This window comes from Xanthomarina sp. F1114 (assembly GCF_026410255.1).
Taxonomy (GTDB): Bacteria; Bacteroidota; Bacteroidia; order Flavobacteriales; family Flavobacteriaceae; genus Xanthomarina.
Genome location: NZ_JAPMLL010000008.1, coordinates 155367 through 179454, shown reverse-complemented (window position 1 = coordinate 179454; position 24088 = coordinate 155367). Strand labels below are relative to the sequence as shown.

At 32.9% G+C, this 24088-nt stretch carries 19 protein-coding genes; 8 read left to right on the top strand and 11 right to left on the bottom strand.

Translation table 11 applies throughout. The features are described 5' to 3' along the window. Positions 1 to 48 precede the first annotated feature (48 nt). Positions 49 to 2571 carry a translocation and assembly module lipoprotein TamL gene (gene tamL / locus OS188_RS08455; protein WP_267148396.1) on the bottom strand — a complete coding sequence of 841 codons (2523 nt, stop codon included), beginning with the start codon at positions 2569 to 2571 and terminating at the stop codon, positions 49 to 51. Positions 2572 to 2689: 118 nt separating this feature from the next. Between tamL and OS188_RS08450 the strand changes: the two genes are divergently transcribed. Then, on the top strand, positions 2690 to 3409 hold the full coding sequence (locus tag OS188_RS08450; protein WP_267148395.1) for a TrmH family RNA methyltransferase: 720 nt from the start codon (positions 2690 to 2692) through the stop codon (positions 3407 to 3409). A gap of 83 nt (positions 3410 to 3492) precedes the next feature. On the opposite strand, the gene porT is transcribed toward OS188_RS08450, so the two are convergent. Together porT and ubiE are read right to left on the bottom strand one after the other, a co-directional pair. Next, positions 3493 to 4215 carry a type IX secretion/gliding motility protein PorT/SprT gene (gene porT, locus OS188_RS08445; RefSeq protein WP_267148394.1) on the bottom strand — a complete coding sequence of 241 codons (723 nt, stop codon included), beginning with the start codon at positions 4213 to 4215 and terminating at the stop codon, positions 3493 to 3495. Between the two features lie 114 nt (positions 4216 to 4329). Beyond that, entirely contained in the window at positions 4330 to 5058 is a 729-nt protein-coding gene (ubiE, locus tag OS188_RS08440; protein ID WP_267148393.1) for a bifunctional demethylmenaquinone methyltransferase/2-methoxy-6-polyprenyl-1,4-benzoquinol methylase UbiE, read from the bottom strand. A gap of 234 nt (positions 5059 to 5292) precedes the next feature. On the opposite strand from ubiE, the gene trkA reads away from it, so the two are divergent. The 3 genes from trkA (at position 5293) to OS188_RS08425 (ending at position 8619) form a co-directional block, all read left to right on the top strand. After that, entirely contained in the window at positions 5293 to 6642 is a 1350-nt protein-coding gene (gene trkA / locus OS188_RS08435; RefSeq protein WP_267148392.1) for a Trk system potassium transporter TrkA, read from the top strand. Between the two features lie 10 nt (positions 6643 to 6652). Beyond that, the gene (locus tag OS188_RS08430; protein WP_267148391.1) at positions 6653 to 8146 is read left to right on the top strand and encodes a TrkH family potassium uptake protein; all 1494 of its coding nucleotides are present in this window, start codon (positions 6653 to 6655) and stop codon (positions 8144 to 8146) included. Between the two features lie 209 nt (positions 8147 to 8355). Next, positions 8356 to 8619, top strand: a complete 264-nt coding sequence (locus tag OS188_RS08425; protein ID WP_267148390.1) for a hypothetical protein — start codon at positions 8356 to 8358, stop codon at positions 8617 to 8619. Between the two features lie 63 nt (positions 8620 to 8682). Here the strand turns inward: OS188_RS08425 and OS188_RS08420 are convergent, their stop codons facing one another. Then, on the bottom strand, positions 8683 to 9870 hold the full coding sequence (locus OS188_RS08420; RefSeq protein WP_267148389.1) for a pyridoxal phosphate-dependent aminotransferase: 1188 nt from the start codon (positions 9868 to 9870) through the stop codon (positions 8683 to 8685). A gap of 33 nt (positions 9871 to 9903) precedes the next feature. After that, positions 9904 to 10998 carry a fatty acid desaturase family protein gene (locus OS188_RS08415; RefSeq protein WP_267148388.1) on the bottom strand — a complete coding sequence of 365 codons (1095 nt, stop codon included), beginning with the start codon at positions 10996 to 10998 and terminating at the stop codon, positions 9904 to 9906. 144 nt (positions 10999 to 11142) lie between these two features. Here OS188_RS08415 and rsmG point away from each other — a divergent pair, with 144 nt between their 5' ends. Continuing rightward, entirely contained in the window at positions 11143 to 11772 is a 630-nt protein-coding gene (gene rsmG, locus OS188_RS08410) for a 16S rRNA (guanine(527)-N(7))-methyltransferase RsmG (RefSeq protein ID WP_267148387.1), read from the top strand. Between the two features lie 80 nt (positions 11773 to 11852). Here rsmG and OS188_RS08405 read toward each other — a convergent pair whose 3' ends face one another. The 3 genes from OS188_RS08405 to OS188_RS08395 all read right to left on the bottom strand — a co-directional run bounded on the left by OS188_RS08405 (position 11853) and on the right by OS188_RS08395 (position 16791). Beyond that, positions 11853 to 14225, bottom strand: coding sequence for a T9SS type A sorting domain-containing protein (locus OS188_RS08405; RefSeq protein ID WP_267148386.1), 2373 nt, complete (start codon positions 14223 to 14225; stop codon positions 11853 to 11855). Between the two features lie 206 nt (positions 14226 to 14431). After that, a complete protein-coding gene (locus tag OS188_RS08400) occupies positions 14432 to 16225 on the bottom strand; it encodes a DUF6029 family protein (protein WP_267148385.1) in 1794 nt (597 codons plus the stop codon). An 86-nt stretch (positions 16226 to 16311) separates the two neighbouring features. Further along, positions 16312 to 16791: a TlpA family protein disulfide reductase gene (locus OS188_RS08395; RefSeq protein ID WP_267148384.1), complete on the bottom strand. Its 480-nt coding sequence runs from the start codon at positions 16789 to 16791 to the stop codon at positions 16312 to 16314. 121 nt (positions 16792 to 16912) lie between these two features. Here OS188_RS08395 and OS188_RS08390 point away from each other — a divergent pair, with 121 nt between their 5' ends. Beyond that, positions 16913 to 18151, top strand: coding sequence for an Omp28-related outer membrane protein (locus tag OS188_RS08390; RefSeq protein WP_267148383.1), 1239 nt, complete (start codon positions 16913 to 16915; stop codon positions 18149 to 18151). Positions 18152 to 18226: 75 nt separating this feature from the next. Here the strand turns inward: OS188_RS08390 and pruA are convergent, their stop codons facing one another. Beyond that, positions 18227 to 19852, bottom strand: a complete 1626-nt coding sequence (gene pruA, locus OS188_RS08385; protein WP_267148382.1) for an L-glutamate gamma-semialdehyde dehydrogenase — start codon at positions 19850 to 19852, stop codon at positions 18227 to 18229. 147 nt (positions 19853 to 19999) lie between these two features. Here pruA and OS188_RS08380 point away from each other — a divergent pair, with 147 nt between their 5' ends. Further along, positions 20000 to 20725, top strand: coding sequence for an NRDE family protein (locus OS188_RS08380; protein WP_267148381.1), 726 nt, complete (start codon positions 20000 to 20002; stop codon positions 20723 to 20725). Positions 20726 to 20754: 29 nt separating this feature from the next. On the opposite strand, the gene apaG is transcribed toward OS188_RS08380, so the two are convergent. After that, on the bottom strand, positions 20755 to 21141 hold the full coding sequence (gene apaG / locus OS188_RS08375) for a Co2+/Mg2+ efflux facilitator ApaG/CorD (RefSeq protein WP_267148404.1): 387 nt from the start codon (positions 21139 to 21141) through the stop codon (positions 20755 to 20757). Positions 21142 to 21236: 95 nt separating this feature from the next. Then, positions 21237 to 22487: a type IX secretion system plug protein gene (locus tag OS188_RS08370; RefSeq protein WP_267148380.1), complete on the bottom strand. Its 1251-nt coding sequence runs from the start codon at positions 22485 to 22487 to the stop codon at positions 21237 to 21239. A gap of 196 nt (positions 22488 to 22683) precedes the next feature. Between OS188_RS08370 and OS188_RS08365 the strand changes: the two genes are divergently transcribed. Beyond that, positions 22684 to 24039, top strand: coding sequence for a Na(+)-translocating NADH-quinone reductase subunit A (locus tag OS188_RS08365; RefSeq protein WP_267148379.1), 1356 nt, complete (start codon positions 22684 to 22686; stop codon positions 24037 to 24039). Positions 24040 to 24088 lie beyond the last annotated feature (49 nt).

Genomic DNA, 24088 nt, shown 5'->3' with positions numbered 1-24088 from the left:
TTGTTAAATTAAAATGTTTGAATTACAAAAATAAGAAAATTAAATAGCTTAGAATGGGTAATTGATACCTATGTTATAAACAGCCTTAGAAAAGTTGTATTCATTAAACCATCTATTGTTTTCTGGATAGGAGGGATCGTAGGTTTTAAAGCCTATATCGAAACGGAAAACTGCAAAGCCAAAATCGTATCTTAAACCAAAGCCAGAGCCAATTGCTATATCTTTTAAAGATGAAAAATTGGTAAATGTCGCCTTTGGGTCTGTAATGTCGTCTAAAACGTTCCAGATATTACCTGTGTCAATAAAAAGTGCTCCGTTAAATTTGCCAAACATATTAAAACGATGTTCTATATTGAAGGCTAATTTTAAGTTGGCTTCGTTAAACTCGTCGTTACTATCTAAACTTCCTGGTCCAAGGCTGTAGGCTGTCCACGCACGATTGTCGTTAGTACCTCCAGCAAAGAAACTTTTAGAAAATGGGATATTTGTTGAGTTGCCATAAGGAATGGCTATTCCAGCAAATGTTCTAATAGCTAACACATTTTTCTTGCCTAAATCCCAATGTTTTATATAATCAAATTCTGTTTTTACAAATTGAGAATAAGCTACGTTAAAAAGTTCGTATTGACCTGCATCGTTTTTTTTAAAATTCCCAATTTTTGATATGGCATTGAACAAGTTTCCTGCTAATTCAAGTTTAACTCTAAATATAGAAAAGGTTTCATCGTATAAATTCTCTCTGTTATCTCTGGTAAAGTTGAAATTAGCACCAAAAATCAAGTTATTCTCTGTCAGTCTTATTTTTCTTTCGTTTATAGAATAGACGTCGTTATATTCTGGGTCTCCAGGTTGTAAAGAGGTGCTTCCAGAAAGTACATCGTTAATAAACATATCTGTTTGGTCTGGATAGGTTAGAGTGTTTCCATTGTTGTAACCAATATCTTCAGAGATCTCATTTAGCTCATCATAGGAATTTTGATAAATTCCAAAATAATTATCTGGATTTAGGTTTCTAACATATTGAATATTGAACAAGTCGAACCTGTTGGTTATCTTTTCAGAAGCAAACCATTTATAGTTAAAAACCCCAGAAACTGTCTGCTTATCTAATCCTACGTTAGTCTGACTAGAAGAAGCTAAGGAAATCCTGGTACTTGGAAACATGGTTTTTGGAATAATTTTTTCTGTATTAAAAGGAAAAAATAATCTTGGAATGGTTAGTTTTAAATCGACTCCCAGTTCGTTAATGTCAAAAAATGGATCATCTTCATCTCCCCCATCTTTGGAAGCTCCAATAGATCCAAAAGCCGAGAGTTCTAAGGTTTCTGCACCTCTAAAAACATTACGCATTAAAATACTTGGATTAAAGGAGAGCCCAATAGATTGAATATTACTCTGTGAGACTTCTGCACTAAAATTTAATCCAAACTTCTTATAAGGCGTTAATAAAATATTAGCCGTTAATGTGGTGTCTGGATTTTCTATATACTCGATACTTGGGTGCTTAAAAGTTTGTAAGTTGTTTATATGTCTGTAGGTGTTTGTTCGGTCTCTGTCTCTAAAAACATCTCCTGGAGTTATAAAAACAGCATCGGTTATGGCTTTTGGCTTAAAGCGCATTTTTCCATAACTAAAAAGATTAAAGTTTTTAAATAGAGTGGAGTCTGTCAAGGTTAAATTTCTATTCTCATAAGAATAATCGGTATATACATTAACTTCTTTTATTTTATAGATATTAAATGGGACTTTATATGTGGAATCTTGAGTTCTTATTGATCTATTTAAAATTTGAAGTTCCACATTCACTTTTTTATTGGTATCAATAGTATCCATTTCAAAATACACATAATCTTGGCTAAAGTGATAGACCCCAGAATTCCTCAAATTTCTGATAATTCGCTCTTTTTCGTTACTAAAGGTGGCTGTTCTATATTGTGTGTTCTTTTTTATAAGAGATTTAGCTTCAGTAGTTTTATATAAGGAATCGATTACTGGGGTAGCAATTTTGGTAAAAAGAGAATCTATAGTATACGGATCGCCAGTTTTAACATGATAATTTACAATGGCTGTTTTAGCATCTAAAGTGTCTGTTTTTGAGACGGCATCGACATCAAACCAACCATTATTAAAGTAATAGGCTTCTAATTGTTTTTCGGATTTAGCAGTTTTTACTGTATTGACAATAACTGGTGCTTCTCCAGTTGTTTTTAACCAATTATTAAATCCAATTCTATTTTCAACATATTTATCCAATTGTTTTTTGGAAAGGAAACCTTCAAGTCTTTTTCTTTTTTTAGGTTTTGAATCTATGGTTGCGTTAATAATAGAATCTATATTTGGTCTGGCAGAATTATAGATATATAGTTTTAAGGGGATTCCCAGAATTTTTTTATTGCTAGGCTGAAACAATAAATTATTAATACGCTCCGTATTATTTTTTTTATCGTTTACATAGATGTTATTTTCCACAAGCAGGTGCTCATTCTCAGGAACTCTTTTTACCGAATTACAAGAATACAAAAAACCGGTAATTACAATAAATAATACTATTTTTGAGAATTGCAGTTTCAAATACAAATAAATTAACTAGTAATAAAAGAATTGCTGTTTTGTGAGTAATAAATAAATTACATCAATGAAACTCAAAAATACATTATTTCCGTTGAAAAATATATTTAAATAAGTTTGAATGTTATCTAAAAATCAAATAAAATCAATAAGCAGTTTAAAACAAAAAAAATACCGACTTCAACAGGGTTTATTTGTTGCTGAAGGTGTTAAAACCATCAACGAATTAATAGGGTCTCACTTTAAATTAAAACAGTTATATACCACTGAGTCTTTCAAAATTGATGCCAATCTTGAAACGCTTATCTCCGAAAATGAATTAAAAAAAATTAGTTTTTTAAGCACCCCAAATACAGCTTTGGCAGTTTTCTATATCCCTGAAATTAAAACTGTTAATAATGATAATCTAATTGTTGCCTTAGATAATGTACGCGATCCTGGAAATTTAGGGACCATAATAAGACTTTGCGATTGGTTTGGAATTACAGATTTAATTTGTAATCTAGAAACTGTAGATTGCTTTAACCCTAAAGTAGTTCAGGCAACTATGGGATCTATTACTAGAGTGAATATAACTTATTTAGATTTAACTGAATTTCTAGAGCAGTCAAATTTGGAAATATTTGGTGCTTTTATGGACGGAGAAAACATATATGAAAAGAACTTACCTAAAAAAGGAATCCTGGTTTTAGGAAATGAAGCAAACGGAGTTTCTGAAGAAAATGAAAAATTGATTTCTACAAAAATATCTATTCCAAGGTTTGGCCAGTTACAAGCTACAGAAAGTTTAAATGTGGCAACAGCAACAGCTATTTTACTAAGCGAGTTTAGAAGAGGTTAATTATAGAGGAGTCTGTGTTTTAGTAAAAATCAAACTTATAACTTGTTAAAAATAACTGGTTTGTACAGCTCAACAACCAACAATTACTGGAATGTAAAGTTAATAAACACGCCACGTGTTTTCATGGATTCTATATTACCTGTCCAAGGACTATTTGGATCTGCATCTCTAACTAACTCATCATTGATGGCAAAAACGCCTCTAATCGAAGGTGTAAATTTAAAATAGTACAGGTAAAAATCAATACCAAAGCCTATTTCATAGAAATACATGTTTTTCTTAGTTCTAAATTTTCCTGCACTATTGTCGTCTGGATTGTCTTGATTACTAGATAAGTTTAAAGCAGTTGAGATTCCTCCAACAATAAAAGGTTTGAAATTATTGATACGTTTGGTGGAAAATTTTAGCAATAAAGGCACATGTATATAGGTGGATTTTATTTCTCTTTCTAAGTCCGAAGATGTAAATTCCATCCCATTAAAATAACTTTCAGGATATTCTAAAGTTCTGGTTGTAATGTATAAACCGGGTTCTAATCTTAAATCCAAGAAATCGTTAATACGCAGATTTCCAACTAGACCTACATTAAATCCAGTCGATTTTTTAGTTTGTATATCTGCCATATTAGCCATATTGGCTTTATAATCAAAATTAAAATCATAACTATTAAAACCTATAAAATAGCCATAGCTTAAACGTCTTTTATCCACATTTTCATCGTTTAATACTTTTTCCCTAGTAAATAATTGCGCGTGAGCGGTATGAAACAGGAATAAAAAAGTAAATAGAAAAAGGATGTTTTTCATCTGATTTTAATTTTGTTATTTTCTGAAAATGAAATAAGTTTTACTTTCAGCTGTATAATAATTCTATCTAAAGTCTTATTCCTGTTGATAAAAATTGATTATACAGATTATATATTATTTTTTTGATGATGTATAAATAGTTGCTACCCCAAAAGTTTGAGGTTTGCTTTCAACATTTATAAACCCGATTTTTCGTAAAATATTGTTTAAAGTTTCTCCATATGGAAAAACAGAAGCCGAATCGCTTAAATATCTATAAGCACTTTGGTCTTTAGAAAATAGTTTTCCTATAGTAGGCATTATATTTTTAGTATAGAGATTATAACCCTGTTTAAAAGGTGTTTGAGTAGGGACAGAAGTTTCTAAAATCACAAAAACTCCTCCTGGTTTAAGAACGCGAAGTATTTCTGCCAGACCTTTTTCTAAAGTCTCGAAATTTCTAATTCCAAACCCTACAGTTATAGCATCAAAATAGTTGTCTTCAAAAGGTAAGTTCTCTGAATCTCCAACAATCATATCAATTCTTTCTTGTAGGTTTTTTTTAAGCACTTTCTGTTTTCCAACTTCCAACATGCCTTGGCTTATATCTAAACCAATAATTTTTGTTGCCTTAGTTTCTGCTAAATTTATGGCTAAATCTCCAGTTCCAGTGGCAATATCCAAAATACTATCTGGTTGTGTTTTTGCTACAAGAGCAACCACTTTTTTTCGCCATTTTATATCTATTCCAAAAGAAATTACACGATTTAACCCGTCGTATTCTTTAGAAATGGCATCGAACATTTTTGTTACCTGCTCTTTTTTTCCTAGATCACTGTCTTTATATGGCTTAACTTTTGTCAATGTAAAAATATTTTGCACAAACCTACATATTTATTTTTATTTAAAATACTTGACGAAGCTCAATTTACATGCTTTTAAGTACTATTTAACGTAATTTCAATTCAGGCTTGATTGTGTTGTGTGAGTTATTTTTTACTGTTTTGAGTAGCTTCAAATCAAATAATTAAATAGTCAAATGCCTTTTAATAAATCTAATTTACAGTATATTTGCCTTACTTTATTATATAATTGCACATGAAAATAATTATTGCTGGAGCTGGTGAAGTAGGATTTCATTTAGCAAAATTATTGTCTTACGAGTCCCAAGAAATTACCCTAATAGATACCAATAAAGAAAGTCTGACTTATGCCGACAATCATTTGGATATTAAAGTAATTAAAGGCGATTCGACTTCAATTGCTATTTTGAAAGAGGCTAGAATTGCAGAAAGCGATTTGTTAATTGCTGTTACATCCTCTGAAACCACAAATATTACAGTTTGTGTTTTGGCCAAACAACTTGGTGCTAACAGAACTATAGCTAGAATTTCCAATACCGAGTTTATAAACCATAAGGAAGAAATTGGTTTTAAGAAATTGGGGATAGATGAGCTTATTTCTCCAGAATCTTTAGCTGCATCCGAAATAGAATTGCTACTTAGCCAATCTGCTTTTAACGATAGTTATGAGTTTGATGATGGGGCTTTAACTATGGTGGCTTTAAGCTTATCGAGAACGGCACTTTTTGTTGGAAAAACAGTCCAAGAAGCAGCAGAGATTTATCCTGAAATTCGTTTTGTTCCTATTGCAATTCAACGTTATGGAACTCAATATACTATTATTCCTAGAGGAGATACCCAATTTAAGGAAGGCGATAATGTGGTTTTTATTACCTCGGAAGGTGGTGGTCAAGAACTGTGTGAACTTACGGGGAAAATTAATACAGAGATTAAAGATATCATGATTCTTGGGGGAAGTAAAATTGGATATAAAACAGCAAGAGATTTATCTAATCAATACCCAAATATTAAACTTATTGAAAAAGATAAAGATCGTGCCTTCGATTTAGCAGATGAATTAGCCGATGTATTAGTTATTAATGGCGATGGTAGAAATGTGGATCTTTTAGATGAAGAAAGTCTGTCCAACATGGATGCTTTTATAGCTGTTACAGGAAATTCTGAAACAAATATCATGTCTTGTTTGGTAGCAAAATCTAAGGGAGTTAGAAAAACTATAGCCTTAGTTGAAAATATGGACTATTTTGAGCTTTCGCACTCTATTGGAATAGATACTTTAATAAACAAAAAGCTTTTAGCAGCCAATACCATATTTAGGTATATTAGAAAAGGTGAAGTAATTGCCATGACCAAACTCAACAATATGAATGCCGAATTATTAGAGTTTAATGTAAAACCAACTTCTAAAATTTGTAACAAATTGATTAAAGACGTCAATTTTCCAAGAGCAGCTATTATTGGAGGAGTTATAAGAAATGGTCGTGGATATACAGCTTTGGGCGATTTTAAAATCGGAATAAATGATAAAGTGGTGGTGTGCTGTCTGCCTAGATCTATTAAGCAAGTAGAAAAATTATTCTTGTAACTTACTATCTGTGAAACTTAATTATAAAATAATCTTTCATTTTTTAGGACTCCTTTTATTATTTAATGGTGGCTTTATGCTATTATCTGCCTTAATTAGTTTTGTTTATAAGGATGGCGTTACTATTAATTTATTGATTTCTGGTGGAATAACTATTCTAACAGGGCTTCTAGTGATGTTTCTTACTAAGAGTCATACCAAAGAAATGAATAAGCGCGAAGGCTATATTGTGGTAGCCTTTGGATGGGTAATTATGGCATTATCAGGAACTCTGCCCTATGTTCTTACAGGAAGTATTTCTAGTTTTACAAGTGCTTTTTTTGAAACTATGTCTGGTTATACAACTACAGGTGCAACCATATTAAACGATATTGAAATTATCCCCAAAGGAGTTCTGTTTTGGCGTAGTTTAACACATTGGATTGGTGGAATGGGAATTATTGTGTTAGCTGTGGCTATTTTGCCATTATTGGGAATAGGAGGGATGCAGTTGTTTGCTGCAGAAGCTCCAGGGCCAAGCACAGATAAACTACATCCAAGAATTACGGATACAGCAAAGCGTTTATGGTTAATTTATTTTGGCTATACAGCTGCCGAAACCATCTTGCTAAAAGTGGCAGGAATGTCTTTTTTCGATGCAATAAATCATTCCTTATGTACTTTGTCTACTGGAGGATTCTCTACTAAAAATGCGAGTATAGCCTATTGGAATGGACAGCCAATTATTCAATATATTATTATTGTTTTTATGTTTTTGGCGGGTACCAATTTTGTACTAAGTTATTTTGCTTTTAAAGGAAAAGTTCAAAAGATTATTAAAGATGAAGAGTTAAAACTATACTTTAAATTTATCCTGGTTTTTACAATTATTGCCGCTTTAATTATATATTTTAAAACAGACCCATCGGCATCTTGTATCGAGCATCCAATGGTATGGGGAAAAGCAGAAAGTGCATTTAGACATTCCTTGTTTCAAGTAATATCTGTAGTTACAACCACAGGTTTTATTACGGCAGATTATACCTTATGGACACCTTTTCTAATGGTTCTATTTTTTGGACTTATGTTCTTGGGGGGTTCGGCAGGGAGCACCTCTGGAGGGGTAAAGGTAGTGAGGCATTTAATTCTAATTAAAAATGGGTTTTTGGAGTTTAAAAGAGCCTTGCATCCAAACGCGGTTTTACCAGTTAGATATAATGGAAAAGCGGTAACAGGACTAATTGTATTTAATATTCTGGCCTTTTTTATTCTTTATATGTTGTCTTTTATTGTGGGAGCTTTAGTCTTTTCAATGATGGATATAGACTTCATATCGGCCATTGGATTATCGGCTTCTAGTTTAGGTAACGTGGGGCCAGCTTTAGGGAGTTTTAGTCCCGTAGATAATTATGCGGCGTTACCAGCTGTTGGAAAATGGTGGGCATCGTTTTTAATGCTTATTGGACGTTTAGAATTGTTTACTGTACTTATTTTGTTAACGCCTTTCTTTTGGCGAAACCGTTAGTTTATATTAGTCTTTTATAAATTAATCAATTAAACATTATATGTAACATTTTGAAAGTTTGTCCTACTCATATATAAAGTGCTTTTACAGATGGTTAACTGATGCCTTTGAGTCGCCTCAATACAATCTTTTATGTTTTATAAGAATCGTGGTTTTTATACCTTGATTTAATATTTCTATTTACTAGTTTTATATTAAAACCTATTATCATGGGAGGAGAAGGAGCAATGATGCATATGATACATACTTTAAGAAACAATAAAAGTATGTTGAATAAACGGAAAGAACGACGCTTAAATAATTGGAGTTCTACAGGTGAAAAACTTGAATTTGAAAACACGGCAACTCAAGCAAATCTATTACAAATTAGATTAAAACTCCAAAAAGAAAGAAAACAAAAACTAATTAAGATTATAGTCACTTTTGGAATTTTTATGATTCTCTTTATAGCCGTGGTAGCTTATTTCTTTTAAATAAAAAACCCTTCAGAATATAGAAATTTGAAGGGTTTAATTAAATTATAAATTTTAAGCTTCTTAGCTAAGAGCTTCTTTAATACGTTTTATTGCTTCAATAATTTGTTCTTGACTGGCTGCATAACTAATACGAATACAATCAGGATTTCCAAAAGCATCACCAGTTACAGTAGCTACAAGAGCTTCTTCTAAAAGAAATAAAGAGAAATCTGTCGCATTATTGATTTTCTTTCCTTTTAAGGTTTTTCCGAAGTAATAAGAAACATTCGGGAATACATAAAAAGCACCTTCTGGTGTATTGTTTTGAAAACCTTCAACTTCAGATAGTAGATTTAACACCAAATCTCTTCGGATTTTAAATTCGTCTATCATAAATTTTACACGTGAAGGCGATTCATTTAAAGCGGTAATAGTAGCACGTTGAGCAATACAATTTGCACCACTAGTAATCTGACCTTGCATTTTGGTACATGCGCGAGCAATTTTTTCTGGTGCACCAATAAATCCAATTCTCCAACCTGTCATGGCAAAAGCTTTCGATACCCCATTTACGGTAACCGTTCTATCGTACATGTCGTCAAATTGAGCCATGCTTGCATGTCCATTTTCGGTAAAGTTTATGTGTTCGTATATTTCATCTGAAACCACATAAATATCAGGATATTTTTGAAGCACATCTGCCAAAGCACGTAATTCTTCAGTACTGTATAGAGAGCCGCTTGGATTACAAGGCGAGCTATACCAAATCATTTTAGTTTTTGGAGTAATTGCAGCTTCCAATTGCTCCGGAGTCATTTTAAAATCGTTGTCAATAGAGGTCTTTACCTCCACTGGAACACCTTCAAATAATTCAACAATATCCTCGTAACTTACCCAATACGGACAAGGTAAAATAACTTCGTCTCCTTTGTTAAGCAATACAGAAGCTACATTAGCCAAAGCTTGTTTAGCTCCAGTAGACACAACTATTTGAGGTAAGGTATATGTTAAATTATTGTCTCGTTTAAATTTGTTGATGATGGCTTCTTTAAGCTCTACATAACCATCTACAGGAGAATACGAATTATAGTTCTCGTTGATGGCTTGAATAGCTGCATCCTTAATATAATCTGGCGTATTGAAATCTGGTTCGCCAAGACTTAAACCAATAATATCTTTTCCCTGTGCTTTTAGCTCTCTAGTCTTTGCCGCCATTGCTAAAGTAGCAGACGTAGACATGTTTAGAACTCTTTCTGAAAGTAGGCTCATTGTAATTAGTTATTTTTAAAATGATAAATGAAATTAAGCCATGCTAGGCTTCTGACCTAAAACTTTTAATTGTCGATAATGTTCTGAAATTGCAGTCCAAATAGAATTGTATTCGTTGTATGGCAAGCTGAATTCTTGAGCAGTTTCTCTAACAATGCTAGCTATGTTTTTGTAGTGAACATGACTAATATGAGCAAATAAATGGTGCTCTACTTGTCTGTTTAAACCTCCTGTATAAAATTCTACTAACCAACTTTTAGGTGAAAAGTTCGAGGTTGTAAATAACTGATGTATGGCCCAGGTGTTTTTCATGTTCCCATTTTCATCTGGCATAGGCATATCTGTATTAGGCATCACGTGTGCTAATTGAAAAATAACACTTAAAATAATTCCTGCAGTATAATGCATGATTAAAAAGCCTATTAAAACTTGCCACCAAGCGTAACCTAAAGCTAAAGGTAAAACGACCCAAATAGAATAGTACACGATTTTCCCAATAATTAGTTTGGTCCATTGTGTAGCTGGCTTAGGAAATTCGCCATAAGATAATTTTCTTTTTAAATAAACATAAGTTTGTTTAAAGTCTGTTGTAATGGCCCAGTTTACGGTTAATAAACCATATAATAAAAAGGCATAATACTTTTGATATTGATGAATTTTCAACCATTTGGAATGTTTCGAGAAACGGATAATTCGTCCGGCATCGATGTCTTCATCATGGCCTTGAATGTTTGTATAGGTATGGTGTAATACATTGTGTTGTACTTTCCAGTTATAATCGTTACCAGCTAAAATGTGTATGCTGCTTCCCATTAATTTATTAACCCATTTTTTACTAGAAAAAGAACCGTGGTTGGCGTCGTGCATCACGTTCATACCAACTCCAGCCATTCCAATTCCAATAACCATCATAGAAATAACTTGTAGCCAGGTAGGCATGTCTACAGTTAATATAAGTACTAAAGGTCCAAGTAATAATGTAAACATTATTATAGCCTTGATATATAACTTCCAGTTTCCTGTTTTTTTAATATTATTCTCTTTAAAGTAGTCGTTAACTCGTCTATTGAGTGTTCTGAAAAACTTTGCAGAGTCTGTTCTAGAGAAAGATAATGCTTGTTTTGTCATGTTGTTGTTTTTTACTAACTAATAATCTTATTGATACAAGTATCAAATTTGACGCCAAAGATAATTAATATTGACGTGCATCTTAATAAATATTTCACAAAAATGCACAATAATTTATCTATTTTTGTTCAAAATTAAAAATCTATGGAGCTAATTCTTAAGTATTTTCCAAACCTTACGGAAGATCAGATTGATAAATTCACAAAACTTGAAGGCTTGTATCAAGATTGGAATCTAAAGATAAATGTCGTGTCTCGTAAGGATATAGACGAGTTATATTTAAGACACGTTTTGCACTCCTTGGCAATTGCTAAAGTGTTGGAGTTTAAACCGGGGACCAAGATTTTGGATGTTGGTACAGGAGGAGGTTTTCCTGGGGTTCCATTGGCTATTTTGTTTCCAGACTGTTCGTTTCACTTAGTGGATAGTATTGCGAAAAAATTAAAAGTAGTAGATGAAGTGGTTGAAGGTTTAGATTTGCAAAATGTTAAAACTACCAACAAACGCGTTGAATTAATAGAAGGTAACTACGATTTTATTGTAAGTAGAGCAGTAGCTGCTATGCCAACATTTGTTCATTGGGTAAAAGGAAAAATAGCTAAAAAGCAAAATCATGAATTGAAGAATGGAATTCTTTATTTAAAAGGTGGCGATTTAACTGAAGAACTTAAAGATTATCAGAAAGCAACGCTATACGACATCTCTGATTTCTTTGAAGAAGATTTTTTTGATACTAAACGAGTGGTGCATTTACCATTAAAATATAAGGGGTAATCCTGCTTCAGACAATATACAACAAAAGCCTTTCGATACATGAAAGGCTTTTTTGGTTTTAGTTGGTTAATTGGGGGTTTTTATTTTACTAACAACTTTGTTCTTAAACTTACTTCTGTGTTTGTGTCAACATTTAAAATGTACATGCCAGAGGCTAGATTTAGTGGTAGAGTTGTTCTTTGGTCAATTTTAGTTTTCTTGTTGTAAACAATCTTTCCTGTAACATCAACTATGGAAATAGAAGCATTATTATATTCTTTAGAGCTTAATAGGGTTACATTATTTATAACCGGGTTCTGTAATAGTTTTATGTTTTGATACAAATTGTTTTCTGTAGATAAGGTGCTTTGTAAGATTTCAAATAAGGCAAAATCGACATTTTCTTGAGTTAAAGTAACATGTGGCTCATTAACTGTTGGCATATACCAAGCATCAAATGGTGTATTATTTGTAGTTGCGTTTGTGGATGTAATGTTCGAAGGTGTGTGAAACCAGTTAATTTCATTATTTGTAATTTCTAAAGCCATGGCGCTTACGCTCGGAATAAAATTAAAATAATCTGTAGTTAAGGAAGCTAAAAAATCACCAACTAATCCATCTGTAGATAAGTCTTCGGTAAGTTTTAAAATATCAAATAATCCCCCGGATGCAGCGTCAACGCCATGAGAATAAGTAAATGCTCTGGAGTCTGCATTATTAATTCTATCATTAGCTAATGGAAACCACCATGCAAAATCTAAATGGACATTACTTGTTTGAATTTCTGTTCCTGCACTTGGTGTGAAATAGGTTTTAATTTTCATGTCTGCACCAGTCATAACATTGATATTGGCATTTAAAATTCTGCTACCAGGGTTTAAATCGTTGGCTCCAGCTGTATTGTCAGGATAACGACTGTTATTTCCACTTCCATTTATAATGGATACATTGCGAGATTGTTGCGGGAACCCAGAACTTGTTAAGTTGTTCATGTTAGCATCGAAAATAGCTTTAAATCGATGCGCTCTAGGTAAGGCTAATGAGCTATTAAAAGTTACTCCGTCGCTATTAGTAATATGTGGTTCAAATTGATCTGTTAGCATTTGCCTGGATGCCGAAGACTTTAGCATACCATCAATAATAGGTTGTAACTCTTCCACATTTTGGTTTCCTAACACCCAGAAATCATCTAGACCAAAGGCGAGAAAATTAAATTGATGCTGAAATCCAATGGGAACATTTGCGCCAAGATGGGGTGCATCAAACGAAATCCAAAGTCTGGTATCGTGATTCATGTTTTGGTTTTCCATATAGTTTAAAGCATATCTAGAAATTAGACCGCCCATACTTGGACCAATAACCACGTTTTGAGCAGTTCCTTCTTTTTCGGCATTGATAATGTTTATAAGTTCTACCAATAACATGGCGTTACGCTCAATAAAATCAACTCCACCATCAATAACGGCAGAGTCTTCTGTTCTTGTATAAATAGGAAAGTTTAGTATTACAACATCAAAATCTTCATCTCTTACTAAATCTCCAAGATTTGAAGTGTTGCCGTTTTCGGTAAAACCTAATAATTCGTAAATACCAGTAATATCCCTTCCATCTCCAGGATCAAAACCATCTACTAAAAAGATTGGTTTGTCTAGAATGCCATCATCACTTAAATAAATTTCGTATTCCCCAGTTCCAGGATAAGAAACAGCTTCTCCATAAGCGGATAAGTCTGGGACAATACTAGAATTAAAAGTAGTAATTACTCGATGGGTGTTCGTGAAAATATCAGAATTTGAAAGTGTGATCTTTATGTTAGACTGACGTGTAATAACCTCGCCATTATCTAATGTTAATTTAAAGCTTAGTGTTTTGTTTCCGGCTTCAGAATAATATATGGAAATATCTTGATTTAAAACAACTGTGGTAAAACCTAGACCATCGTTAAAGTCTATCGCAATACTTTCAATTTTTTGGTTAGTTGTATTAAAAATATGGTGTTCCGATAGGTTAAATGTGGTTTGTAAACCTTTGTGACTTTTTCTTAATGGTGAAGTTAAAGTAAGGTGTTTTTTTTCAAAAATAGGTTCCTGGTTTGTTCTAAGTAAATAACCTTCGGAATCTCTGGTCACACTATTACTTTGTAAGGCTTGATCTGTAATAGATTCAAAATCGCTATGTAGTATGGCTAACGGAATTACCTGAGTGAAATAGCTTTGTTTGCTTTGTTCTTTTAAGCTTTCTAAAGAAGGTAGGCGCTTTTGCAAGTCTCCGTGTTCAATAGCTTTATAAGCCTGATAGAAGCTGTAATTATTGACGACTTTTTCATTATAATCTGTTATATCAACTATTGGGGATTTATGCGCTAACACAGAAGTCTCCATTAAAGAGGTGTCAAATTTTTGAAGGGCATTTTTGGTTTGCGAGAATGCGCCAACCGATAAAAGCAGAATAAGTAAAAGGTAGTTTTTTTTCATTTCAATCGATTATATATTTAACATTTAGATTGAAATATATGAAGTTCTTTTGTTAAATATATAATTGAAATGAAATATTAAGCTAAAAAAAATAAAAATCTCCTTAAAAGGTAAGTTTTAAGGAGGTTTAAATTCGTGTTAAATAGATTGTGCTTAAAGCTCTATTTTTAATTATAGTTTTTTAAATATCTGTTTGGGTTTAATAATTAAAATGACGTTGTAAAGTTTAAAGTAACTCCAGTGTTTTTACTAACTGGTCTACAAACACCTCCAACACATATTAAACCTCCTCTTTGTCTTCCATAGTTTAAAGCAACACGGGTAGCTCCTTTTGTGTAGCTTCCACCTACATTAAAGAAATGTATTTTGGTGTTTTCGCCATTGTCGCTCTCTTCGTAGTTATAAGAGTCGTTTAAGTAAAGTCCAAAATTAGGGTTTAAGAAATATTCTAAAGTCCCACCAAGCCAGTTCCTAGCGTCGTCGTTAGTAGATAAGTGCTGGGCTTCTAGTCTAATAGATTGACCTTTTCCAAATTTATATGTGGTTTCTGCTACGCCTATCCAGGCATTTACAACACTTCCATTGGCCTCTTCCAGATAATCTGAATTATAAAATAGATTTATATAAGTAAATATAGAACTCCAGTTTCTAGACCATTTTTTATTTACATCTAAGCTAAAGTCGCTATAAAGCTTATTTTTAAAGTTTAAAAATTCGCTAGTGTAGGTTAGGTTATCACTACTAAAATATGGAATTCCATCAGGATCTTGAACATCCACGGCTAAACTAGCCCAATAAGATAAATTAGCTGATATTTTAGTCCCGTATTTTCCACCTAAAAGAGTTCCTCTTTCAATTTTGTAATACACATCTATTTGATTTCCAATTTCACCTGCTTTTACACGTGGAGTTTCGAAATTTTCTACATATAAACCCGGTTGTGCTTGATACAAATAAATGTTGGCAAGTGTATAATCGTGTTGCTTGGTTAACGCAGGTAAATAATTCATAGAAGCTCTTTGGGTAGGATTTAATGCAAGGTTTGCATCTTCTCTTTGAGAGTAAAAACTCATGTTTTCCAATCTTCTAAATGTGTAGTTTATTCCTAAACCTCTTGCAGAATACCCTAAATTAAATAGCCAGGCACTTCCATCAAAAAGCACATTTTCTGAAAAACTTACGTCATTTGGTCTTATATTATCTAAACGAACATCTTTTCCTTTATAAACATATTCTATGTTACTATAAATTCCTTTAAATGAAGTTCCTACTCTGGCAGAATAAGCACCTACATTTCTAGGAACATCTACTCTGTCTGTATTGTCAGGATTTTCATATGTGTATTCTTCATTTCTGTTTACATAACTCAAACCAAAGGTAAGTTGATCGAAGAAGTCAGATTTAATAAGGTTAACTATATTTAATTCGGCATTAAAAGCCATGATATCTGAATCTGACACCTCAAAACCTCTTCTTTGGTCTCCATATAATCCTGTTACTTGCAAGAAATCAAAGGGCGTGTATTGAACTCTTCCTCCTCTAATAGCATTGTAAATTCCTAATGCTGTGTCTTCATAAGCGCGTAATACTAGTCCGCTCCCAAACTGCTCATAAAAGTAGCCTGCAGTAGCATCAATCTTTTCTGTTTTATAATTAACATAGTATTGCGCCAAACCTATGTCTTTATCAAGCATGGTGTCGTAGTTTAAGAGAGCCTGTGGGGCATAGCTTTCGACTTGAATCCCAACACTAAAATTCTGTAAAAAATAATAATTTAATTTTAGGTAGCTATTTGCTCTTAGAGGATTATCTTCGTCAAAATCTCCAGTTTCTTTATCATTTAAATACCATTGGGCATTAGTTTCAAAGCTTCCAGATAAATTATTCATAAATTTATTGAAAGTCGTCGTTTTGGTTTCAGTAGAGTCTGGTTCGTTCTGACTAAGAGCTAATATGGGAAAAAGCAGAAACACTAAGCACTTATAAATAGAAATTTTCATTGAGGTGTTTGGTTATTGTTAGTTTTATTCGGTTTTGCGCAGCGCACAAACTTGAAGAAGGAAAAATTAAATGAGTCCAGATTAGTTTAAATATGCTTTTTAAGTTCCTCAAAAAGTGCATCTTCAGATCCTGGGGTATATCCAGAGTGTCTAAATACAATTTCTCCCTTTTTTATAATTAGGGTTAAAGGAACACTAGATACGTTTAAAGCTCTTTTCAAATCGTTATTAGTGTCTAAAAGGATAGTAAAGTCCCAGGCTTTCCCATTAACTAAAGGAATTACTCTATTTACTGTTCTAGCGTCGTCTATAGAAACTGCAAATAATTCAACGTTTGTTTCTTCTTGCCAATCTATGTACACATCATTTATAGCATCTAACTCTTTTTTACAAGGCACACACCAGGTGGCCCAAAGAGAAACAATTACAAGATCGTTTTTAGAAGTAATTTCAGTTAAACTGGTTGTTTCACCATTTAAAGTTTTAATAGAAGTGTCTAGGATTTGATCTTGCGAAAAGGAATTTAAAGATAGAAGACAAACAAATAGGAGAATTATTTTTTTCATAATAAGTAATGATTAATTTTTAAGAATATTAATAGTTTTAATAATTATATGGTATATTCGGCGCAAAATAATTAAATAAAATGCCAATATGAAAACAAAAAACCTTTTTAATTTCTTCTTCATGTCATTAATTGCAATGACATTTTTATTTACTTCCTGTGGATCCGATGATTCTGGAGACACAGCACAAGAGGTAACTTCTATTACTTTATCAAGCAATGTTAATGGAGCGCTAGTTGGAGAGCAAGTTGTGTTTACAGTAAAGGACAATAACAATAATGTTGTAACAGCTAATGCTGTAATTAAAGCAAATGGAACAACTATTTCTAGTTCTCATGCTTTTACTGCAACAGGTACCTATAATGTGGTTGCTACCTATTCTGGTAAAACCTCTAATACATTAAGTATTACTATAGATGAAGAATCTTCAATTAGTTTAACATATAGTCCTGAAGAAGTTATAAGTACAGATATGGTGACATTTACTGTGAAAAATAACCTAAACAATGATGTGACTGCAAATACAACCTTTACATTAGACGGTGTTGCGATTACAAATCCTTACCAATTTACAGAATTAGGAGCTAATGAAGTTACTGCTACTTACAATTCTTTTACAACTACAGCCACAGTTAATGTAGGAAGAGGATTTACTAAAAAGATTTTATTAGAAGACTTTACAGGAACATGGTGTCAGTATTGTCCTGGAGCTTCAGCAGCAGTTGCTAACGTCATGAATTCAAATTCAAAGGTATTTAGTGTTGGATATCATGTTAGCTATAGCGCTAGTCAAGGAATTGACCCAATGCAAATTCCTGAAACAGTATTTTTTACTGGTCAATATGGAGTGAGTGCGTTCCCTACCGTGTTCTATGCTGGGCCAGCAAATGCAGAATGGAATTTCCCTGGTATTTCACAATTAAATACCGAGTTAGCGAAAAAAGCTACAACAGGTCTTGCTTTAAACGCAGAAATAGTTAGTGGGATGTTAAACATAGAAGTGAAAGTTGGATTTAATGAAATTCCAAACGAAGAGGTTAAGTTAATGCTATATTTAGTTGAAGACAATGTAACTACTTCCACACCTCAATCAGGATCTAATCAAGGAAATAACTTTGTACATAAAGATGTATTACGAGAAGTTTATTCTAATCAGATAGGAGATGTTATTCCAGCTGGAAGTATTTCTTTGACATCTAATTATGAAGCTAATTTTACGGGATTAACTTTGCCTGCAAACGTTTCTGATGTAAGTGAATTAAAAGTGATTGCTTTTGTTAGAAAAAATGTAAATGGAAACAAATTTGAAATATTAAATGTTCAAGAAGTTGAAGTTGGATCTAATCAAGATTTTGATTAATTAAAACTAATTATAATTCCATAAAAAAAACCGAAGCATTTGCTTCGGTTTTTTTGTTAATATAAACTTTAATTTCTATCCTAAGAAAGGGTATCTGTAATCTACTGGAGTTACAAACGTTTCTTTAATCATTCGTGGAGAAACCCAACGCATTAAGTTTTGTGCAGATCCAGCTTTATCGTTTGTACCAGAAGCTCTAGCACCACCAAAAGGTTGTTGTCCTACTACAGCGCCAGTTGGTTTGTCGTTAATATAGAAGTTTCCAGCACTGTTTTGTAAAGCATTGGTTGCTTCAACAATAGCATAACGACATGTAGCGATAATAGCTCCGGTTAACGCGTATTCACTTGTTTCGTCAACTAGTTTTAATGTTTCAGTATATTTGTCTTCATCGTACACATATATAGTTACAATAGGGCCAAATAACTCAGTACACATGGTGTCGTATTTAGGGTTAGTAGTCACAATTACTGTAGGCTCTATAAAGTAACCTTTCGATTTGTCGTAACCACCACCTACAATAATTTCAGCATCATCAGCTGCTTTAGCTTGATCTATATAAGAAGCTAATTTATCGAAAGAACCTTCATTAATAACTGCAGTAATAAAGTTGCTCATGTCTTCTGGAGAACCCATTTTGAATGACTTAACATCTTCAATGACATATTTTTTCACATCATCCCAAATATTACCAGGAATATAAACTCTAGATGCTGCACTACATTTTTGTCCTTGGAATTCGAAAGCACCTCTAGAAATAGCTGTTGCAACTTGTTTTGCATTGGCAGATTTATGAGCTACAATAAAGTCTTTTCCACCAGTTTCACCTACAATTCTTGGGTAGGTTTTGTAGTTTTCAATATTGTTTCCAATTTGCTTCCATAAGTTTTGGAATACTGGAGTAGATCCTGTGTAATGTAATCCAGAGAAATGTGGATTAGCCATAACAGTATCTGTAATCATTCCTGGGTTTCCAAAAACAACATTTATTACACCATCTGGAACACCTGCTTCTTTAAACACGTCCATGATAACTTTAGCAGAAAAAATCTGGTTGTTACTTGGTTTCCAAACTACAACGTTCCCCATTAATGCCATACAAGATGGTAAATTTCCAGCAATTGCTGTAAAGTTAAATGGTGTTACTGCATAGGTAAACCCTTCTAGTGGTCTGTATTCAACTTTGTTCCAAGCATCGCTTGTGCTTTCTGGTTGCTCCATGTAAATGTCCGTCATAAACTGAACATTGAAACGTAAGAAATCTATTAATTCGCAAGCAGCATCAATTTCTGCCTGAAATATATTTTTAGATTGTGCAATCATGGTTGCAGCATTAATTTTGGCTCTATATGGGCCAGCAATTAATTCGGCAGCTTTTAAAAAGATACCTGCACGATGTTCCCATGGCATTTGAGACCACGACTTTCTAGCTTCTAGAGCCGTAGAAATAGCTTCTTCTACGTGAGACTTTTCAGCTAAATGGTAAGTTCCTACAATATGCTTATGGTCGTGTGGAGGAGACATGGTTCTGGTATTTCCAGTAGTGACGTCTTTTCCGTTAATATACATTGGTACATCAACTTGACTGTTATACATTTCTTTGTAAGCTTTTAAAACAGCTTCTCTTTCTGGAGTTCCTGGAGCGTAACTTTTAACTGGTTCGTTAACAGCAATCGGCACGTTAAAAAATCCTTTTCCCATGATTATTATGATTTTATAATTCTTAAAAAATTTAGTTGCGAAGTTACAATATTTTTAACGATTTTTAATTCTTTAAAATCCTAAAGACAAGTTAAATTATAACTTTATTTTTGTAAGTTATTTCATGGTTTTTAGACTAGAAAATATATGTGTACTGTAACTTTAATTCCGTCCGGAACATCTAATTTTGTTTTAACCACTAATAGAGACGAAGCTCCTAATAGAGAAACTCTAAATCCTGACTTCTATATGGAAGAACAGGTAAAGCTATTATACCCTAAAGATAAAGTAGCTGGAGGAACTTGGGTGGGACTAAGCGATAAAAGTAGACTTGTCTGTTTACTTAATGGCGGATTTACTCAGCATACTAGAAAGGATACTTATAGATTGAGTCGTGGAGTAGTGGTAAAAGATTTATTGAGTAGCGATTGCGTTTTAAAATCTATAGAAGATTATAATTTAAATGACGTGGAGCCTTTTACTATCATTTTGGTAGATTGGAAGAAGGAATTATTGTTTTTTGAATTGGTTTGGGACGGAACAGTCAAGCATCTTAAAAATCTACCATTAGAACCAAATATATGGTCATCGTCTTCTTTATATACAGAGTCTATGAAGCAATCAAGAGATAAATGGTTTCAAGAATTTAAACTACAACAGGAACTAAACTCTAAGTCGCTTCTAGAATTTCATAAAACTGCTGGAGCTAATAATAAAGAGTTTGGAGTTATTATGGATCGTGGATTTGTAAAAACTACTAGTATTACGCAAGTTGTAAAATCAGGAGAAGAGGTAGAAATGCGTTTTGTTAATCTTCAGAATAATACTGAAATGACGGCTGATTTTAATTCAGAAGACATTAAAAAAGGTTAAAATATGTTTTTTAAAGAGAGCATTAGCTGCTAATTAAGTGCAAACGATGCGTTTAATTTAAAACTAGGTATATGGACCTGAAAGTTCTTTTGATTGCTAAGGTTTACCATATTATAAAAACCGAACATAGCTCCAAAAGGTGAGGATAATAAGCAACCTGAATTGTAGGTGTGCGATTCCCCTGGTTTTAGAATAGGTTTTTTTCCAATAACACCTTCTCCAAAAACCGTTTCAGTATTGTTTAAAGCATCTAAAATAGTCCAATGTCTAGATAGTAATTGTACCGGATCTTTACTTTTGTTTTCTATAACTATCTTATAACCAAATGCAAACTGAATTTTATAGTTCTTATATAAAGTCCCTTCAAACACGGTCTCTACCGAAATTTTAATACCTTTTGTTATTTGTTGAACCATTTTCATCTGTGCCTAGTTTTTATAGGAAATGCTAAATTAGGAAATAAAAGGCTTAAAATAATAAATTATTAGATTATAAGCACATATAGCCTGCTTTAATTGTTAATATTAACAGAATTAGACTCGCCAACTCCTATTAGTCTATCGTATCTAGCACCTAAATCTCTATAATACACTAGGACTTTATAGTTGTTTTCCGTGTCCCTATAGTTTCCACTAATAGCACCTTCTTGTAATTCCTCATTCTTATCTACTAGTACATATTTATAACTGTAAAACCCTTGCTTTAAGAGTATTTGAGCTTCGTAAACCCCTCGAGACTCATTAAATTTCATCTTGTTGGTTTCGGTTAATTGGTAATTATTGTAGTTGCCATAAACATAAATCGATTTATCCATTAAAGAAGGGTTGGGAAGTAAGGAGAAGTGAATCCAAACATAGTCGGCTTCTATCCATGGTTTTTCTGTGTCTAAGGCAGTAATAACAAAATTCCCGTTAATATCCGGATTGTAGGTGTAAGGTCTGGTGGCTCTAACAATATCGGTAAAAAGAAAGTTATTATACAATTCGTTTAATTCAATAAACTGAATGGCTACGTTAGCTCCTTTAATATCTTTGTTTTCAAAAGATAAATACTCGTTGCCTCCCCAAAACGTAGTTTCTGAAGTGTATTTAAATATAAGTTCATTCCCCATTGTATATTGAGGTTTTACATTTGTAATGGCGGTATTTAAATTATTATTTTGAACAATTAGCGTTTTTACAGTTTCTGTAGGATTGTTAAATTGAATGCTAGACGAGCTAATATTAATATCTACAGTTTGTTTCTGATCTAAATATTTTACATCTCTCGATGTTCTAACATATACGCCCACATTTGCACTATTTTCATACAGCATAAATTTTCTTGAAAACACAAGTTCGTCGTAATCATTATAAATATGTACCATATAATTCCCAGACTTAGTTAAACCACGTGTTCTTTCGTTTGGAATTGTTAAGTTGTAATGCGAATAAATTTGATAAGAGTTAAAAGAATTCTCATAATTACGTATTCTTTGGTTGTCGTAGCCCGACATATATTCCGCTTTAGTAAGGTTGGAAGGTGTCCAATCGTAATCGTAATGTTCAATCTTATAGTAGAAATCTTCTTCATTGCCATTTAAGGCGTCAAAAGTCAAAACAATCCTATCGCCTAGCTTGATTATTGGTAGTTGACTCTCTGGAGTTTCTCCAGTAAAAATAATGGTTTTAATATAGTCTGGAGGAACAACCTCTTGAACTTGACCAAAAGATAAAAAAGGTATAAATAGGAAGTATATGTAAATGTGAAGCTTAGCTGTCATTTTGTGAATTTATTGTTGTTTGTAAATATATGCAAATTTTATGCCTTATCATTTTTCTTTATTTAGAATCAAAATAAATAACTTTCTTCTCGAAAGTCTAGTGGTTATTCATATAGAATTTAGTAATTTTGCAGCGATTTTTTAAGGCAATTAAAAATCTTAATCACATTTACTATTAACAAATAGATTTATAAATATGTCAAACGACATTAAGATTAAAAAGGGTCTGGATATTAAACTTAAGGGAGCTGCAGAGAAGGCTACCGAGAATGCTATTGTTAGCAATTTCTGTACAATAAGACCAGAAGATTTCCATGGAGTAACTCCTAAAATGTTAGTAAAAGCGGGTGCTAAAGTAAAAGCAGGTGAGACTGTTTTTTACGATAAAGCAAATGAAGCTGTAAAATTTGTATCCCCAGTTTCTGGAGAGATACTAGAGATTGCACGTGGAGAAAAAAGAAGAATATTGGCTATTAGAATACAAGCTGATAAAGAACAAGTATATCAAGATAACGCAAAGTTAGATGCGCAATCTGCTAATGGAGAGTCTGTTAAGGCTTATTTATTGGCTTCAGGTTGTTGGCCATTTATCAAACAGCGTCCTTATGATATTATTGCAAACCCAGATAATGCACCAAAAGCAATCTTTATTTCTGCTTACGCTTCGGCACCCTTAGCGGCAGATTTAGACTATACGCTTAAAGGAAAGGAAGCAGAGCTTCAAGCAGCTGTAACAGCCTTAGGTAAGTTAACCGAAGGTTCTGTACATGTGTCTGTTGGTAAAAATAGCACTTCGCCTTTAGCTGGTTTGTCTGGAATTACCTTACATCAGGTTTCTGGGCCACATCCTTCTGGAAATGTTGGTACACAAATAAACAAAATAGATCCAGTTAATAAAGGAGAAACTGTTTGGACGGTTAATGCACAAGACCTTGTTATTATTGGTGAGTTATTGCTAACTGGAAAGTTCAATGCTGAACGTATTGTAGCAATGGCAGGTTCTTCTATCAAAAAACCAAGATACTTTAAAACCAAAATTGGAAGTGAAGTAGCTACTATGGTTTACGATAATGGTATCGATAAAGATAGCAACGACCGTATTATTTCTGGAAATGTATTATCTGGAAAAGAAGTGAAACCAGATGGCTGTTTAGATTACTATAGTAATATTATTACAGTAATTCCTGAAGGAGACGATTATGAGTTTTTTGGATGGAACAAACCTATTTTTGATAAAATCTCAACTTCAAGAGCCATGACATTTTCATGGTTATTCCCTAATAAAAAGTTTGATCTAAATACAAATACGAACGGAGAACATAGAAACTTTGTGTTAACAGGTAATTACGAAGAGGTTTTTCCTTTAGATATATATCCTTTGCAAATTTTAAAAGCTTGTATGTATTCAGATTTAGATGAAATGGAAGCTTTAGGAATGTACGAAGTAGCGCCAGAAGACTTTGCCTTAACAGAATTTGTTTGTGTGTCTAAACAACCACATCAAGACATTATAAGAAAAGGTTTGGACGTAATGATTAAAGAAATAGGGTAATTAGATTTAATATTACGACATCATATAAACAAATCGAAATAATGGGAAC